The 16,307-nt window shown below is 60.7% G+C and carries 12 protein-coding genes and 1 pseudogene; 8 read left to right on the top strand and 5 right to left on the bottom strand.

Features of this window, described 5'->3' with window-relative positions; genetic code table 11:
* From WMW70_RS21120 to WMW70_RS21115, 3 genes and pseudogenes are all read right to left on the bottom strand, one after another.
* A partial coding sequence (locus WMW70_RS21120) for an Ig-like domain-containing protein (protein ID WP_341439430.1) occupies positions 1–4,643 on the bottom strand: 4,643 nt, incomplete at its 3' end.
* A gap of 39 nt (positions 4,644–4,682) precedes the next feature.
* Positions 4,683–4,889, bottom strand: a pseudogene (locus WMW70_RS22200) (BapA prefix-like domain-containing protein); the annotation flags it as partial.
* Positions 4,873–5,685: an EAL domain-containing protein gene (locus WMW70_RS21115; RefSeq protein ID WP_341439429.1), complete on the bottom strand. Its 813-nt coding sequence runs from the start codon at positions 5,683–5,685 to the stop codon at positions 4,873–4,875. The pseudogene WMW70_RS22200 and the gene WMW70_RS21115, both read right to left, overlap by 17 nt.
* Positions 5,686–6,539: 854 nt before the next feature.
* On the opposite strand from WMW70_RS21115, the gene WMW70_RS21110 reads away from it, so the two are divergent.
* Positions 6,540–7,142 carry a DUF4823 domain-containing protein gene (locus WMW70_RS21110; protein ID WP_341439428.1) on the top strand — a complete coding sequence of 201 codons (603 nt, stop codon included), beginning with the start codon at positions 6,540–6,542 and terminating at the stop codon, positions 7,140–7,142.
* 9 nt (positions 7,143–7,151) lie between these two features.
* Positions 7,152–7,721: a DUF1285 domain-containing protein gene (locus tag WMW70_RS21105; RefSeq protein WP_341439427.1), complete on the top strand. Its 570-nt coding sequence runs from the start codon at positions 7,152–7,154 to the stop codon at positions 7,719–7,721.
* A gap of 50 nt (positions 7,722–7,771) precedes the next feature.
* Here the strand turns inward: WMW70_RS21105 and WMW70_RS21100 are convergent, their stop codons facing one another.
* Positions 7,772–9,436, bottom strand: coding sequence for an electron transfer flavoprotein-ubiquinone oxidoreductase (locus WMW70_RS21100; protein WP_341439426.1), 1,665 nt, complete (start codon positions 9,434–9,436; stop codon positions 7,772–7,774).
* A 319-nt stretch (positions 9,437–9,755) separates the two neighbouring features.
* Here WMW70_RS21100 and WMW70_RS21095 point away from each other — a divergent pair, with 319 nt between their 5' ends.
* Positions 9,756–10,505, top strand: a complete 750-nt coding sequence (locus tag WMW70_RS21095) for an electron transfer flavoprotein subunit beta/FixA family protein (RefSeq protein WP_341439425.1) — start codon at positions 9,756–9,758, stop codon at positions 10,503–10,505.
* On the top strand, positions 10,506–11,435 hold the full coding sequence (locus tag WMW70_RS21090) for an electron transfer flavoprotein subunit alpha/FixB family protein (RefSeq protein ID WP_304868783.1): 930 nt from the start codon (positions 10,506–10,508) through the stop codon (positions 11,433–11,435). It abuts the gene before it with no gap.
* A gap of 101 nt (positions 11,436–11,536) precedes the next feature.
* Here the strand turns inward: WMW70_RS21090 and WMW70_RS21085 are convergent, their stop codons facing one another.
* Entirely contained in the window at positions 11,537–12,466 is a 930-nt protein-coding gene (locus WMW70_RS21085; protein WP_341439424.1) for an alpha/beta fold hydrolase, read from the bottom strand.
* Positions 12,467–12,578: 112 nt separating this feature from the next.
* Between WMW70_RS21085 and WMW70_RS21080 the strand changes: the two genes are divergently transcribed.
* The 4 genes from WMW70_RS21080 to WMW70_RS21065 all read left to right on the top strand — a co-directional run bounded on the left by WMW70_RS21080 (position 12,579) and on the right by WMW70_RS21065 (position 16,256).
* Positions 12,579–13,409, top strand: coding sequence for a substrate-binding periplasmic protein (locus WMW70_RS21080; RefSeq protein ID WP_341439423.1), 831 nt, complete (start codon positions 12,579–12,581; stop codon positions 13,407–13,409).
* A 10-nt stretch (positions 13,410–13,419) separates the two neighbouring features.
* A complete protein-coding gene (locus tag WMW70_RS21075; RefSeq protein ID WP_341439422.1) occupies positions 13,420–13,773 on the top strand; it encodes a DUF4398 domain-containing protein in 354 nt (117 codons plus the stop codon).
* Entirely contained in the window at positions 13,773–14,585 is an 813-nt protein-coding gene (locus WMW70_RS21070) for an OmpA family protein (RefSeq protein ID WP_341439421.1), read from the top strand. The genes WMW70_RS21075 and WMW70_RS21070 overlap by 1 nt, the downstream gene beginning before the upstream one ends.
* A gap of 231 nt (positions 14,586–14,816) precedes the next feature.
* On the top strand, positions 14,817–16,256 hold the full coding sequence (locus WMW70_RS21065; RefSeq protein WP_341439420.1) for an aminotransferase-like domain-containing protein: 1,440 nt from the start codon (positions 14,817–14,819) through the stop codon (positions 16,254–16,256).
* Positions 16,257–16,307: the final 51 nt, after the last annotated feature.

Raw genomic sequence — 16,307 nt, 5'->3', positions numbered from 1 at the left:
GCCGGTGCCTGGGTATCAATGCTCAGGCTGAAAGCTGCCGACGGGCTGCCGAGGTTACCGGCGGCATCGACTACACGGGCGGTGTAGCTGTAGCTCTGGCCGTCGACCAGGCCGCTGTCCTGGAAGCTCCAGGTGCTGCCGCTGACCGTGGCGCTGCCGAGCAGGGCCCCGTCGCGGTACACGGCCACGGTTTCGCCGCTGTTCAACCCGGCATCGAGGGTGCCGTTGAGGCGCGGGGTGGTGTCGTTGGTGCTGCTGCCGGAGGCGAAGCTGCCGGTCTGGGCGGCCTGGTCGTCGGTGTAGCTGGTGATGGCGACCGTCTGGGTGGGCGCGGAGGTGTCGATGCTGAGGCTGTAGGCCGCGCTTTGCGCGCCCTGGTTGCCACCGGCGATGACCACGCGGGCGGTGTAGCTGTATGTGCTGCCGTCGAGCAGGCCGCTGTCCTGGTAGGTCCAGGTGGTGGCGCTGACGCTGGCGGTGCCGATCACGCTGCCATCGCGCAGCACTTCAACCACATCGCCGGCACTCAGCGCGGTGGAGATGGAGCCGCTGAGGGTCGGGGTGGTGTCGTTGCTGGTCCCTCCGTTGGCGACGTTGCCCTGTAGCGGGTCGACGTTGTCCAGGAGCTGCAGGATGGCAACCGTCTGGCTGACCGAGGAGGTGTTGACGGTGAAGCTCAGGCTGTTGGACGCGGCGCTGCTGTTGCCGGCCGCATCGACGACCTGGGCGGTGTAGGTGTAGGTGCTGCCGCTGGCCAGCCCAGCGTCCTGATAGCTCCAGTCGGTGCCGCTGACCGTGGCGACGCCGATGTCGCTGCCGTTACGCAAGACGTGCAGTTGCTCGGTGGAGCCCAGGGGTGCCGAGAGCGTCCCTTGCAGGGTTGGGGTGTCGTCGTTGGTGGTGCCGCCCGCGGCTATCGCGCCGCTGATCGGGTCGACGTTATCCAGCACCTGGGTGAGGGTGACGGTTTGCGTCGGGGCCGTGGTGTCGAGGGTGATGGCGTAGGTGTTGGACTCCGTGCCGCGGTTGCCGGCGGCGTCTTCGACACGGGCGGTGTAGCTGTAGCTTTGGCCATCCAGCAGGCCGCTGTCCTGATAGGTCCAGGTGCTGCCGCTGACCGTGGCGGTGCCGATCACGGTTCCGTCGCGCAAAATCACCACGCTTTCGCCAGCAGCCAGGCTCGCGCTCAGGGTGCCGCTCAGTTGCGGGGTCGCATCGTTGGTGGTGCCGTTGTGGGCAACCGCACCGGTGACCGGGGCCACGTCGTCGGTAACGGCCGTGATCGCGGTGGTGGTGGCCGGGCCGTTGGTCTGCAGGGTGATGCTGTAGGCGCTCGACGGGGTGCCGGTGTTGCCGGCGGCATCTTCGACGCGGGCGGTGTAGCTGTAGCTGGCGTTGTTGACCAGCCCGGTGGTGTCGGTGAAGGTCCAGCCGGTGCCATTGACGCTGGCGGTGCCGATCTTCGCGCCGTCGCGGTAAACGGCCACGACTTCGTTACCGGCCAGGGCCCCCGAGAGGGTGCCTTGCAGCTCGGGCTGCGAGTCGTTGGTGGTGCCGCCGTTGGCAACAGCGCCACTCACCGGGTCGACGTTGTCGAGCAGCGTGGTGATCGCAACGGTCTGGGTGGGCGCGGAGGTGTCGAGCGTGATGGTGTAGCTGGTGGAAATCGCCCCGCGGTTGCCGGCGGCGTCTTCGACACGGGCGGTGTAGCTGTAGCTTTGGCCATCGACCAGGCCGCTGTCTTGATAAGTCCAGGTGCTGCCACTGACCGTGGCGGTGCCGATCACGGCCCCGTTGCGCAGGATCACCAGGGTTTCGCCAGCGGCCAGAGCGGCGCTCAGGCTACCGCTCAGTTGCGGGGCCGCGTCGTTGGTGGTGCCGTTGTGGGCAACTGCACCGGTGACCGGGGCCACGTCATCGGTGAGCGCCGTGATGCTGACCGATTGGCTCGGCGCCTGGGTGTCAACGGTGAAGCTGATCGGGGTCGATTGCGGGCCTTCGTTACCGGCGGCATCGACGTTGCTGATGCTCAGCGCGTGGCTGCTGTCGGTCAAGGCGGTGACGGGGGTGTAGCTCCAGTTGCCGGAAGCGTCAGCGGTTACGCTGTCGAGCAGCACGCCGTTGTCGTAAATATTGACCGTGCTGTTGGCTTCCGCGCCCGCGCCGCTCAGGGTTGGGCGGGTGTCGTTGGTGCTGCTGCCGGAACTGATCTGGCCGACGATGAAGGGCACGTCGTCGAGCACGCTGCCGATTGTCGGGGCGCTGGCCGGTGCCTGGGTATCAATGCTCAGGCTGAAAGCTGCCGACGGGCTGCCGAGGTTACCGGCGGCATCGACTACACGGGCGGTGTAGCTGTAGCTCTGGCCGTCGACCAGGCCGCTGTCCTGGAAGCTCCAGGTGCTGCCGCTGACCGTGGCGCTGCCGAGCAGGGCCCCGTCGCGGTACACGGCCACGGTTTCGCCGCTGTTCAACCCGGCATCGAGGGTGCCGTTGAGGCGCGGGGTGGTGTCGTTGGTGCTGCTGCCGGAGGCGAAGCTGCCGGTCTGGGCGGCCTGGTCGTCGGTGTAGCTGGTGATGGCGACCGTCTGGGTGGGCGCGGAGGTGTCGATGCTGAGGCTGTAGGCCGCGCTTTGCGCGCCCTGGTTGCCACCGGCGATGACCACGCGGGCGGTGTAGCTGTATGTGCTGCCGTCGAGCAGGCCGCTGTCCTGGTAGGTCCAGGTGGTGGCGCTGACGCTGGCGGTGCCGATCACGCTGCCATCGCGCAGCACTTCAACCACATCGCCGGCACTCAGCGCGGTGGAGATGGAGCCGCTGAGGGTCGGGGTGGTGTCGTTGCTGGTCCCTCCGTTGGCGACGTTGCCCTGTAGCGGGTCGACGTTGTCCAGGAGCTGCAGGATGGCAACCGTCTGGCTGACCGAGGAGGTGTTGACGGTGAAGCTCAGGCTGTTGGACGCGGCGCTGCTGTTGCCGGCCGCATCGACGACCTGGGCGGTGTAGGTGTAGGTGCTGCCGCTGGCCAGCCCAGCGTCCTGATAGCTCCAGTCGGTGCCGCTGACCGTGGCGACGCCGATGTCGCTGCCGTTACGCAAGACGTGCAGTTGCTCGGTGGAGCCCAGGGGTGCCGAGAGCGTCCCTTGCAGGGTTGGGGTGTCGTCGTTGGTGGTGCCGCCCGCGGCTATCGCGCCGCTGATCGGGTCGACGTTATCCAGCACCTGGGTGAGGGTGACGGTTTGCGTCGGGGCCGTGGTGTCGAGGGTGATGGCGTAGGTGTTGGACTCCGTGCCGCGGTTGCCGGCGGCGTCTTCGACACGGGCGGTGTAGCTGTAGCTTTGGCCATCGACCAGGCCGCTGTCCTGATAGGTCCAGGTGCTGCCACTGACCGTGGCGGTGCCGATCACGGTTCCGTCGCGCAAAATCACCACGCTTTCGCCAGCAACCAGGCTCGCGCTCAGGGTGCCGCTCAGTTGCGGGGTCGCATCGTTGGTGGTGCCGTTGTGGGCAACCGTGCCGGTCACCGGGGCCACGTCGTCGGTAACGGCCGTGATGCTGACCGATTGGCTCGGAGCCTGAGTGTCAACGGTGAAGCTGATCGGGGTCGATTGCGGGCCTTCGTTACCGGCGGCATCGACGTTGCTGACGCTCAGCGCGTGGCTGCTGTCGGTCAAGGCGGTGACGGGGGTGTAGCTCCAGTTGCCGGAAGCGTCAGCGGTTACGCTGTCGAGCAGCACGCCGTTGTCGTAAATGTTGACCGTGCTGTTGGCTTCCGCGCCCGCGCCGCTCAGGGTCGGGCGGGTGTCGTTGGTGCTGCTGCCGGAGCTGATCTGGCCGACGATGAAGGGCACGTTGTCATAGATTCCCGATATCGTTGGCGGATTTGATGGTGCCAATGTGTCGATGATCAGAGGAGATGGTGCCGACAGCGTACTTTCGTTTCCTGCAGCATCGATGGCTTGAGCTGTGAAAACGTGAGTCCCGTCGTCGAGAGCCTCGGCGGGAGTAAAGATCCAGTGACCGGTTTCGCTCGATTGAACGGTGGCAATCAGGTTGCCGTTGTCAAATATCTTGATGGTACTGGCAGGCTCGCCAACACCGGTAAGTGTCGGCGTGTTGTCTTTAGTGATGTCCGGCAGGTAGATGATCGGTGCCGCGGGCGCAACCGTATCAACGGTAAAACTATAGGCGGTGGCGGGGCTCTGGTTCCCAGCGCTATCAACTTGCGTCACGCTCAGCAGGTGCTCACCATCTGCAAGTTGGGGAAGGATATATTTCCAGTTTCCGTCAGCATCTGGAGTGATGACAGCGGCCATGGTGCCATCAATCAGCAGGGCGATCTGGGCATTTGGCTCTGCATTGCTACCAGAGATGGCGGGGGTTGAATCACCAGTGACGGCACCCTCTACGATGGGAACTGTGACGGAACCGCGGTCGTCTTCGAGCACCATGCCAGGCTGTGCAGGTGCTGTAAGGTCTTTTTCCTCGCCATTACTGCTGTGGCCGCCGCTATCTTGAGAAAGCAGCCATCCGCCTGCCAGGAGACCGAGCAGTACGGCGATAGCGTCACTGCCATCGTCGGTCAGCAACTGGTATTCGATTAGTTCTTCGTCGATGCCATCACCCTGCTGATTCAACGCAGCTGTCATGTCGACAAGCCACTGCTGATCTCCATCGGCAAGTATTAGCCGATTGCCTCCGGTGATGAAGTAACCTTCTATTCGAATGCTCTTTCCGTCATTTAATTCGATAAGTAGGTCATTCTCAATGCGCGAGAAATTACTAATGTTTTCCTTCGATACAGACAATATGTAATTGCTTGGCTGCTGCGATGCATGAACGGCCGAGGCGTCAGCAGGAATGGAAACGTTCGCTGTGTTATTGAACGAGGTCATGGCGTACACCTTGATATCCGTTTATATGCAGCTTGGGCATCCAAGCCATTTCATTGAAAAAGAAAGAACTGGGGATGGGCGGGGCCCATAGGTACCCTTGTCCAATGTTGCAGCCGCCCTCGAGCAGTGCTCGCTTTTGCGCTATTGTTTCGACGCCCTCGGCGATGCATTCAATATTGAGGGATTTTGCAAGTTCGATTTGGTGGCGGCATATGGTCGCGTACCTGTCGTCCTTATCGATAGAGGCGACAAATGAACGGTCCAGCTTGAGTTTGTTGAACGGAATATCAGCTAGAAGTATGTCGTTTGATGAGCCGGTTCCGAAGTCGTCAATGGCGACGTTGTACCCTTCGGTTATGAGGTGTTGGACACTTCGTCTCAATGCACTTGTGTCATTAACCGACCCGCTTTCAAGCATTTCGAGGGTGATGTGTTTCGGGTTGACGACTCTTTCCGTAACGGTATTCTGTAAACGTTCTATCCAACGATCATCAAGAAAAAGTAGTGGGGAAGCATTAATGCTGAACTGCAGTTGGATACCTATGCTGGACAGTTTCTGGTTCATATCCAGGCAGGCGTCCAAAATAAGGAAGAACAACGTGCTTGAGTGACCTCGCGCATCTAGCATGGGTATAAAGAAAGATGGCGGGATCAAGCCTATTCGTGGATGGTGCCAGCGGCATAACGCTTCGGCTCCAATTGTTTTGCCTGAAGTGATATCGATCTGGGGTTGAAAAACAATATACAAGCCGCTGTTGTGATGGTGTAGAGATGATTTGAGCTTGTCGGTTTTCATAATAAGTTATCCAACCAAAGAGACGCCGCAGTTAACATTTTATAAAGTAGCTGTGTGCCTTATTTTTATTGTTGGCTTTAGGCGGGAAAGGTTCAGCAGTATTTATTTAACTGCGGGGTAGTATTCGCTAAGAGTGACAAACGATAGATGTCCTTTGTGGCCCGTCAAGCGCTACATCATTTGCCCGGATTGGTCATTTTTGGGATGCCCATCACGGATCTAATCATCGGCTTGATCTATAAATTTTAATATCAGGCGTTATTGAATTTTATTACCGTATTTGCTGTGTCAGACTTAGTCCGGAGCTGAGGGTGTTTGTAAGGGAATTCCTACAAGGGCAAACCTTGTAAGAACGATGGTCTTGCTCGCAGTTATGCGAGGTTGATCAGCTGTAGTTAGGGAAACTACGGAAAAGCCTCCATCTGTCTGTGGCAATGCGTCTTCGACGTGACCCCAACACTGCAGCCAGATCAAGTTGCATGTGAAACGACTCCTGGCCCTTATCGCCAAGGCAGCGCGAGAAAGCTGGTGCGGCAAGGTGCCAGCCTTGCCGCGACTGCTGGTTCGCTTGCGCTGCGGCTAAAACGTTGCTCGTGCAACGAGTGACGGAAAACAGAGGCGCAAGAGAGCCTCGGACGTTGATGGCAATCTCGGTTAGGTCCCCTTGTGCGCGATAAAGGTGGGGGCCACGCACGAGGGAGTCATCTCTCCGGTACGGGCGAACAGGATGCTGGAAGGCTTGGAGTCTTGCGTTTATGCAGCGTGGCTTCGACAGTGATGTGCGTCGGCTGGCGTGAAATCTGCATCGTGGCTCTATCCGCCGGTTTTCCGTCACCGGCCGCTGGAGAGACCTGATGCGTAGTCTGTTGCTGATAATGGGTGTGCTGCTGCTTAGCGGCTGTATGAAGGCCAGTGATCTGGCTGATGGCGCTATCTATCAATTGCGCGATGTCGGCGTGCTCGATCACAGTCAGATACGCCGGGCGAGCCCTTGGCGTTTACAGGCTGACTCTTTCATCTATATCGCCCAGGGGCATTTTGCCCCGCCTGGCGGTGCCAATACGCGGCCCAATGTGGTGGCCGAGGAAGCCTTCAAGGGCTTTGTCGAGTATTTCCCCATGGTCCGTCGTGCCCGCGGGCCATTAGGTCTGGAAGAGGCCCTGGAGCAGGCTCGCGCGGCGGGCGCGCATTACTTGCTCTATAACCGTTTTGCCTATGCCGATGACCGCATTGGTACGGTGGAGGAGTGGGAGGATCAGGAGGCGCTGGACCGTCTGGGCACCGATCGCGGGGTGATTCAGCTGATGCTGATCGAGACCAATACCCGTTATATGGTCGATACGGCGCGTATTCGTAGCCGCGGTGGCTTGCTGACGCTTTATGATGCCAAGCCGGAAGAGCTGATCGGTCCCGCGCTGCGGGACTATGCACGGCGGTTACTGGGTTTGAGCGATTGAGGAAGGCTGATGAGTGATACGGGCAAGGCCGGCGATCTGCTGGCACAGATTCCCAAAGCAGAGGGCAAGGGTTTGCCGCCAGTGCACCTGTGGCATCCCGAATTCTGCGGCGATATCGATATGCGCATCGCCCGCGACGGCACCTGGTTCTATATGGGCACGCCGATCGGGCGCAAGCCCATGGTCAAGCTGTTCTCCACCATCATCCGTCGTGATGGCGATAAATATGTGTTGGTGACCCCGGTGGAGATGGTCGGCATCCAGGTCGATGACGCGCCCTTTGTGGCGGTCACTCTGCAGGTAGAAGGTGAGGGCGAGGCTCAGGTGCTGCGCTTTGTCACCAATGTCGAGGACGAGGTGGTGGCCGGTAAAGAGCATCCGCTGCGGGTCGAGCTGGACGCTCAGACCGAGGAGCCCGCGCCTTATGTGCGTGTGCGGAGCAATCTTGAGGCGCTGATCCATCGCAATGTGTTCTATCAGCTGGTCGAGTTGGCGGTGCCGCGCGAGATCGATGGCAAGAGCTGGCTGGGTGTGTGGAGCGGCGGGGAGTTTTTCCCTATTGGGGCCGAGCCCGCGTAGCGCACTTTGCAGGCAAAGAAAAAGGCTCCCGAGGGAGCCTTTTTTGCGTCTTACATATTGGGGTAGTTAGGCCCGCCTGTACCTTCAGGTGCCACCCAGGTGATGTTCTGGGCCGGGTCCTTGATGTCACAGGTTTTGCAGTGCACGCAGTTCTGCGCGTTGATCTGGAACTTCTTCTCGCCATCTTCCTTGGTGACGATTTCGTATACGCCGGCCGGGCAGTAGCGTTGCGCCGGTTCGTCGTACATCGGCAGGTTCTTGCCCAGCGGAATGCTCGGGTCGGTGAGCTTCAGGTGGCAGGGTTGTTCCTCTTCATGGTTGGTGTTGGAGAGGAATACCGAGCTGAGCTTGTCGAAGCTGAGTTTGCCGTCCGGCTTCGGGTAGGCAATCTTCTGCGCCTCGGCAGCCGGCTTCAGGCAGGCGTAGTCCGGCTTGGTGTCGTGCAGGGTGAAGGGGATCTTGCCGCCGAAGATGTTCTGATCCAGCCAGTTGAAGCCACCACCAACCAGTGGGCCGAACTTGTGCAGCGCCGGGCCGAAGTTACGGCTGCGGAACAGCTCGTCGTACAGCCAGCTGGCCTTGAATGCGTCGACATAACCGGTCAGCTGGTCGCCGCCTTCCTTACCTGCAAACAGCGCATCGGCCACGGCGTCAGCGGCGAGCATGCCGGACTTCATGGCGGTGTGGCTGCCCTTGATCTTGGCGAAGTTCAGGGTGCCGAGGTCGCAGCCGATCAGGGCACCGCCGTTGAAGACCATCTTCGGCAGCGAGTTGAGGCCGCCCTTGCAGATGGCGCGGGCACCGTAGGCGACGCGCTTGCCGCCTTCCAGGTACTGGGCGATCACTGGGTGATGCTTGTAGCGCTGGAATTCATCGAACGGCGACAGGTGCGGGTTGCTGTACGATAGGTCGACGATCAGGCCGACTACGACCTGGTTATTTTCCAGGTGATAGAGGAAGGAGCCGCCGGTGTTTTCGCTGGCGACGATATCCAGCGGCCAGCCAGCGGTGTGCACCACCAGGCCTTGCTCGTGTTTGGCAGGGTCGATGTCCCAGATTTCCTTGATGCCGATGCCGTAGTGCTGGGCGTCTGCCTCGGAATCGAGGTTGAATTTCTTGATCAGCTGCTTGCCGATATGGCCGCGGCAGCCTTCGGCGAACAGGGTGTACTTGGCACGCAGTTCCATGCCTGGGGTGTAGTAACCCTCTTTCGGGTTGCCTTCGCGATCGACACCCAGGTCGCCGGTGAGAATGCCATAGACCGCGCCTTTGTCGTCGATCAGGGCTTCCTGGGCGGCGAAGCCAGGGTAGATTTCTACGCCGAGGTTCTCTGCCTGCTGCGCCAACCAGCGGCACAGGTTGCCCAGGGAAATAATGTAGTTGCCATGGTTGTGCATGGTCTTGGGCACGAAGAAGTCCGGAACCTTGGTGGCCTTCTCGGCATTGCTGAGCACGTAGATGTCATCGCGCTTGACTGGAGTGTTCAGCGGTGCGCCAAGCTCTTTCCAGTCCGGGAACAGCTCGTTCAATGCACGGGGTTCGAACACGGCACCGGAAAGAATATGCGCACCGACTTCGGAGCCTTTTTCGACCACGCAGACGCTGATTTCTTTACCGGCTTCGGCGGCTTTCTGCTTCAGTCGGCAGGCGGCGGACAAACCAGCAGGGCCGGCGCCGACGATGACGACGTCGAATTCCATAAATTCGCGTTCCACAGGCTATCTCCTACTCAGGGCTCTCTAATTTTATTTGGCTGGCAGGCTCGTTCCGTGAGCGATGCTGGCGCATTATATCCAGACCCTTCGGATGGGCCAATACAAACGTTTGTTTGAATTTTCTGTAGGGCTGTTAGAATCTTACTACATCGCAGACGATTGGCCGGCCCGTCGTATTGACCAGCCTAGGTCCTGCGGTCAAGATACGGGCGGTTTTGTGTCCGCCGTATTGGTTGACTCCCGGTTCCGGCCGGTTAGCAGTTCACGCCATGTTCGCTTCTGGCGACATTCTTATTCACCGGAGAGTAACGAGGAATCCATGAAGGTTCTTGTAGCTGTCAAACGAGTGGTCGACTACAACGTCAAGGTTCGCGTCAAAGCGGACAACAGCGGCGTTGATCTTGCCAACGTCAAGATGTCGATGAACCCTTTCTGCGAAATCGCCGTGGAAGAAGCTGTACGCCTGAAAGAGAAGGGCGTGGCGAGCGAAATCGTCGTCGTAACCATCGGCCCGACCACTGCTCAAGAGCAGCTGCGTACCGCGCTGGCCCTGGGTGCTGACCGTGCCATCCTGGTTGAATCCAGCGACGAGCTGAACTCTCTGGCTGTGGCCAAACTGCTCAAGGCAGTGGTCGATAAAGAGCAGCCGCAGTTGGTGATCATGGGCAAACAGGCCATCGACAGCGACAACAACCAGACCGGCCAGATGCTGGGCGCGCTGACTGGTTTCGGTCAGGGCACCTTCGCCTCCAAGGTTGAAGTGGCGGGCGACAAGGTCAACGTAACCCGCGAAATCGACGGCGGTCTGCAGACCGTTGCGTTGAACCTGCCGGCTATCGTGACCACCGACCTGCGCCTGAACGAGCCGCGCTACGCGTCGCTGCCGAACATCATGAAGGCCAAGAAAAAGCCGCTGGAAACCGTAACTCCAGCTGATCTGGGCGTTTCCACCGCTTCCACCGTCAAGACCATCAAAGTCGAAGCGCCTGCTACCCGCAGCGCCGGCATCAAGGTCAAGTCCGTGGCTGAACTGGTCGAGAAACTGAAGAACGAGGCGAAGGTAATCTAAATGACTATCCTGGTTATCGCTGAACACACCAATGCCGCCCTGGCTCCTGCCACGCTGAACACTGTTGCAGCTGCTGCGAAGATCGGTGGTGACATCCACGTTCTGGTTGCAGGTAGCGCTTGCGGCGCTGCTGCCGAAGCTGCTGGCAAAATTGCTGGCGTGGCCAAGGTACTGGTTGCTGACAACGCCGCTTTCGCTCACCAGCTGCCGGAAAACGTCGCGCCGCTGGTTGCCGAACTGGGCAAGGGCTACAGCCACATCCTGGCTGCTGCTACCAGCAACGGTAAGAACATCCTGCCGCGCGTTGCCGCTGCGCTGGACGTTGATCAGATCTCGGAAATCATCGCTGTTGAAAGCGCTGATACCTTCAAGCGTCCGATCTACGCCGGTAACGCCATTGCCACCGTGCAATCCTCCGCTGCCGTTAAAGTCATCACCGTGCGTGCCACTGGTTTCGACCCGGTTGCTGCTGAAGGCGGTTCTGCTGCCGTTGAAGCAGTTGGCGGCGCAGCTGACGCTGGCAAATCGGCTTTCGTCGGTGAAGAACTGGCCAAGTCCGACCGTCCTGAACTGACCGCTGCCAAGATCGTCGTTTCCGGCGGCCGCGGCATGCAGAACGGTGACAACTTCAAGCACCTGTACGCTCTGGCCGACAAGCTGGGCGCTGCTGTAGGTGCCTCGCGCGCCGCAGTTGACGCAGGTTTCGTACCCAACGACATGCAGGTCGGTCAGACCGGCAAGATCGTTGCGCCTCAGCTGTACATCGCCGTCGGTATCTCCGGCGCGATCCAGCACCTGGCCGGTATGAAAGACTCCAAGGTGATCGTTGCGATCAACAAGGACGAAGAAGCGCCGATCTTCCAGGTAGCCGATTACGGTCTGGTCGCTGATCTGTTCGAAGCCGTACCTGAACTGGAGAAGCTGGTTTAAGCCAGTTTCCCCAGGCCAGAAAAAACCCGCTCAGTGAGCGGGTTTTTTTATGCTCAGCGCATCCGGGGCCTAGGCGCAAAAACGCTCCCGGCCCTTTTGCGCTAATCCGACAGCGCTTGAAGAAAGGCCCGGTAATGCTGCGCAGTCTGCTGCGGGCGCTCGATCATGGGGGCATGGCCGGTTGCGGGCATGACCACGATGGTGGGCTGGCGCAGCAGCGGGCGCATGACCTCGGTACTGGAAACATGCAGGGCGCGATCCTCGGCTCCCCAGATCACCAGGGTGGGCACCTGGATCTTCGCCAGTTCGGGTTCCAGCGGGATATAGCGCTCGATCAGGTGGGCGAATACCCGGTCATGGTGGGCGCTGTTGGCGATGGCCTGTTCGGCGAAATAGCCCTTGAGCGATTCCGGCAGGTAGGGCGGCTCGACAAAGACGAACTCCAGCAGGCGCTGGAAATCCTCAGGCTGACGCACCACCAGTGGGTTGGGTTCGCCGCGTTGAAGTCGCTGCATCAGCTCGCTGGGTTGCGGCGAGGTGATGCCGGCGTTATCCAGCAAGGCCAGCGACAGCACCTGGTCCGGGTAGCGCGCGGCATATAGCGCACTGATATGCCCGCCCATGGAGTTGCCGATCAGGTGCAGCTTGTCGATCTGCAAGGCCTGCACCACATTGGCCAGACGCTCGGTCTGGGTGCCGACATCGTAGCTGCCGGCTGGCTTGTCGCTGGCACCGAAACCGGGCAGGTCGAGGGCAATTACCCGGTAGTCCTGGCTGAGGTGGCGGGCGAAACGCAGCCAGTTGTCCTTGTTGGCGGCAAAGCCGTGCACCATCAACAGGGTTTGTGCATCGTCTGGGCCGCCCTCGTAGTAATGGATGTTAAGATCGCCCACTGCGATCTGTTCGAGGCTCAGGCCCGCACGTTGCCGTTCAATCAGCTGCATGCCGGTCAACAGGACGGCAGGTGACAGGTAGAACAGGGCGGCTGTGGCCAGAAGCAATGAGAACAGGCCAATAGTCAGTTTTTTCATGACAGCTCTTTATCGCGATCGATTGGGACGCGTATTAAGCTAGCACGAAGCCCCTGTCTCCCGGCGCGCGCCCGTAGACGCCCCACCCAAGGTTCAGTCGAGAAGTTTGCCAATGCTTGAGCGTGGTTTAGTGAAGTCCTTTGTGTTGTCGCTTGGCCTGCTGGTGCTGCCGGGGCTGGCCGCCGCTGCCGCCGGCAAGTGCGAGCGCCTGGTGGCGACAGGTAACCCGGAGTATCCGCCTTATCTATGGCGCGACCCGCAGAACCCGCAGCAACTGATCGGGGCCAATGCCGACCTGCTCAAGCACCTGGCCAAGGAACTGGGCCTGGTGATCGATGTGCTCGACAGCGGAGCCTGGCCGCAGCCCCTGGAAGAAGTGCGCAGCGGGCGCATCGACCTGCTGGCCGGTGCCGTTCTCAATGCATCGCAGCTCGATGCGATGGACTATGTGCATCCCGTCCCCTATGTCACCCCTAGCGTGGTCTGGGTGCGGCGTGACGCGGCGTTCCCCTATGCCGGTTGGGAAGACTTGCGTGAGCGTACGGGTGAGACCCTGGCCAGCAACAGTTTTGGCCCGCAGTTCGATGCCTATGCCAAGAGCGAGCTGACCCTGGAGCGGGTGTCCAGCCTGACCCAGGCCTTGCAGAAATTGCTGCTGGGGCGCACCGACTATGTGCTCCATGAGCGTTATCCCGGTCAGGCACTGGCCGATACCCTGGAAATGCAGGATGACCTGCTGGCCCTGGAACCAGCGGTTTCCAGCGAGGGTCTGTATCTCGCGCTGTCGCACAACTCCGCCTGCAACGAACCCTGGCTAAGGGGCGGGCTGGCGAAGAAGATGCTCGAGGCGGTGGCCGCAGGGTTGCCCGAGGTCTTGCTGCAGCGCAATCTGCAACTCTGGAAAGAGCAACAGCTCATCCCCGCCAGCGACGTTATTCAGTAGGAAAAGTCTTGTGATCTATCGACGTTTTTGCGTAGCGCTTGTGCCGCTGCTGCTCAGTGCCTGTGCCACCGATCCCGCCCCCGTCGAGCAGCTGCGTCTGACCGAGCAGGCACTTGCCCAGGCCCAGGCCCTGGGCCTTTCGGCGGAGCAGTCCGCGGCGTTGCGGCAGGCCGAGGAGAAATTCGCCTTGGCCCAGGCCGCCATGCAGGACGAAGACTACAAACAGGCGCGAATCCATGCCGAACAGGCCGAACTGGATGCCCGCCTGGCCGAGGCCCAGTACCTGACCGAGAAAAGCGCGCAGCAGTTGGTCGAGCTGAACAACCGCATCAGCCGTTTGCGCAGACAGCTGGGGGACCTGTGATGAAGACTTTGCCAGCACTGGCTAGCGTGCTTCTGGCGGCAACTGTGCTCAGCGGTTGCGCATCCTCGCATTCCGCCAGCGAACAGGCGCTGCAAGCCGCGCATGCGGGCTTTCAGACGGTCAAGGAAGATCCCGATGTGCTGCGTAGCGCGGCCAAGGATCTGATTCGTGCCGGTGAGTCCCTGGCGCGCGCCGATCGCCTGTCGAGCTACTGGGGCAGCGCCGACGATGTGACGCACTATGCCTACCTGAGCCAGCAATACAGTGCGATTGCCGGGCAGAAGAGCGCACTCAATCTGAATCAGGAGCGCGCCGTCAAACTGGAACTGGAGCGTCAGCGGCTGCAACTGGCCTTGCGCGAGGCCAAGTTGCTCAGCGTGCAGGAGCAGAGCAGTTGGCTCGACGAGCAGATGGTCAGCCTGACGACCAGCGAGGGCGAACGTGGCCTGGTGATGACCCTGGGCGATGTGCTGTTCGACGCCGGGCATGCCGACCTCAAGGCCTCGGCCAATCGTACGGTGCTCAGGCTGGTGCAGTTTCTCCAGCTCAACCCGCGGCGCATCGTGCGGATCGAGGGTTATACCGATAGCCGTGGCGACGCCCAGGAAAACCTTGAACTGTCCCGGGCCCGGGCCCAGGCGGTGGCCGATGTGCTGGTCGACCTGGGTATCGATGCCCAGCGCATCGAGGTGCAAGGCCATGGTGCGAGCTTCTCTGTGACCGAAAACGCCTCGGCCAAGGGCCGGGCGCAGAATCGTCGGGTGGAGATCGTGTTCTCCGATGAGCAGGGCCGTTTAGGCTCGTCGCGCTAAGCGCCGCGCTATATACAGAGCCCCGGTTTCCGGGGCTTTTTCTGGCCCATTCGCCATGGCCTCACCCTGCAGCTCGTCGCCAGGCATCACCGCACCATCTGCGCACCTGTTAAGTGAACCGTTACAGTCCTGGCGGATGGGCACTGTATCGCCCACAATTCAGTAAGCTGTACCGGTGCAATTTTATAAGTCCGGTTTACTGTTACGGTTCAGTCACGCAGGAACGCGGTCATGACCAATCTGTTGCTCTATCAGCGTATTGCCCAGCAACTGGCGGAAGATATCCGCCGCGGCGTTTACCAGCCCGGTGAGCGCGTGCCTTCGGTGCGCAAGATGAGTGCACAGCTCAGCGTTAGCCACGCCACCGTGCTGCAGGCTTACGCCAATCTGGAAGACCAAGGGCTGATCCGTGCTCGCCCGCAGTCCGGCTTCTATGTCCACCAGACCCCGGCCCTGACTGCGCCAACCCCGGATATCGCCCGGGTAGAGCGACCTGGCCTGGTGACGCGCAGCAGCATTATCAATCAGGTGCTGACCGAGTCGCGTCGCGAGGGTGTGTTTCCCCTCGGCGCAGCGGTGCCCCATGTCGATTACCTGCCGGTGCGTGCCTTGCACCAGCAGCTGGCCAAGGTCACCCGTTTTCACAGTGCCCGGGCCTTCAGCTATATGTTCAGCCCGGGCTTCGAGCCGCTGCGCCGCCAGGTGGCGATCCGCATGCGCGATGCCGGCGTGGTGGTCGATCCGTCCGAGGTGGTGATCACCCACGGCTGCGTCGATGCCCTGCAGATGAGCCTGCGGGTGCTGACCAAGCCGGGCGATCTGATCGCCGCCGAGTCGCCGACCTACTATGGCCTGCTGCAGCTGGCCGACCTGCTCGGCCTGAAAGTCATCGAAATCCCCAGCGACCCAGCTACCGGCATCAGCCTCGAAGCCCTGCAACTGGCGGCTAACCAGTGGCCGATCAAGGCCCTGGTGCTGACCGCGCGGCTAAGTAACCCCCTGGGCGGCACCATTCCCGAGGAGCGTCAGCGCCAGTTGCTGCGCCTGGCCGGTGATTACGATATTCAGATCATCGAAGACGATATCTACGGCGAGCTGATGTTCGAGCAGGGCCCGACCAAGGCGCTCAAGTCTCATGATCGTGAGGGGCGGGTGATCTATTGTTCGAGTTTCTCGAAAACCCTCTCTCCCGGGGTGCGAATCGGCTGGATCATCGCTGGCAAGTATCAGGACGAGATCCAGCGCCTGCAGACCTTCAGCACCCACTCGGCCTGCAGCGTGACGCAGATGGCGGTGGCGGCGTATCTGGAGAATGGCGGTTACGACCGCCACCTGCGCTTTATCCGTCAGGAGTACCGCAAGAACCTCAGCGCCTTCCAGCTGGCGGTGCAGCAGTACTTCCCCGAAGGCACCCAGATGACGCGGCCCAAGGGTGGTTTTATCCTCTGGGTCAGCCTGCCGGCGCGGGTCAATACCAAGGACCTGCACGTACGCGCCTTGCAGCAGGGCATCAGCATCGCCCCGGGGCTGATCTTCAGCAACACCGAGCAGTTCAACCACTGCATCCGCCTGAACTGCGGCATCCCGTGGAACCGCGAAGCCGAGCGCGCCCTGATGACCCTGGGCATGCTGGCCGGGCAGCTGTGTCAGGAAGGGACTACGAGTTTTTAACAGCACCTTAACCCGATTTGAATGAGGGTTGCGTCTACCTGAGCGAATGCA

The organism is Pseudomonas sp. XK-1, assembly GCF_038069885.1.
GTDB lineage: Bacteria > Pseudomonadota > Gammaproteobacteria > Pseudomonadales > Pseudomonadaceae > Aquipseudomonas.
Note: the sequence above shows the minus strand (reverse complement) of the source record. Positions and strands in the feature narration are given on the sequence as shown.

What these genes read in the sequence shown, in the direction of transcription:
- WMW70_RS21110 (WP_341439428.1), top strand. Translation starts at nt 6,540, where the DNA reads ATGCGTAGTCTGTTGCTGATAATGGGTGTGCTGCTGCTTAGCGGCTGT.
- WMW70_RS21095 (WP_341439425.1), top strand. Translation starts at nt 9,756, where the DNA reads ATGAAGGTTCTTGTAGCTGTCAAACGAGTGGTCGACTACAACGTCAAG.
- WMW70_RS21105 (WP_341439427.1), top strand. Translation starts at nt 7,152, where the DNA reads ATGAGTGATACGGGCAAGGCCGGCGATCTGCTGGCACAGATTCCCAAA.
- WMW70_RS21065 (WP_341439420.1), top strand. Translation starts at nt 14,817, where the DNA reads ATGACCAATCTGTTGCTCTATCAGCGTATTGCCCAGCAACTGGCGGAA.
- WMW70_RS21070 (WP_341439421.1), top strand. Translation starts at nt 13,773, where the DNA reads ATGAAGACTTTGCCAGCACTGGCTAGCGTGCTTCTGGCGGCAACTGTG.
- WMW70_RS21085 (WP_341439424.1), bottom strand. Translation starts at nt 12,466, where the DNA reads ATGAAAAAACTGACTATTGGCCTGTTCTCATTGCTTCTGGCCACAGCC.
- WMW70_RS21115 (WP_341439429.1), bottom strand. Translation starts at nt 5,685, where the DNA reads ATGAAAACCGACAAGCTCAAATCATCTCTACACCATCACAACAGCGGC.
- WMW70_RS21090 (WP_304868783.1), top strand. Translation starts at nt 10,506, where the DNA reads ATGACTATCCTGGTTATCGCTGAACACACCAATGCCGCCCTGGCTCCT.
- WMW70_RS21080 (WP_341439423.1), top strand. Translation starts at nt 12,579, where the DNA reads ATGCTTGAGCGTGGTTTAGTGAAGTCCTTTGTGTTGTCGCTTGGCCTG.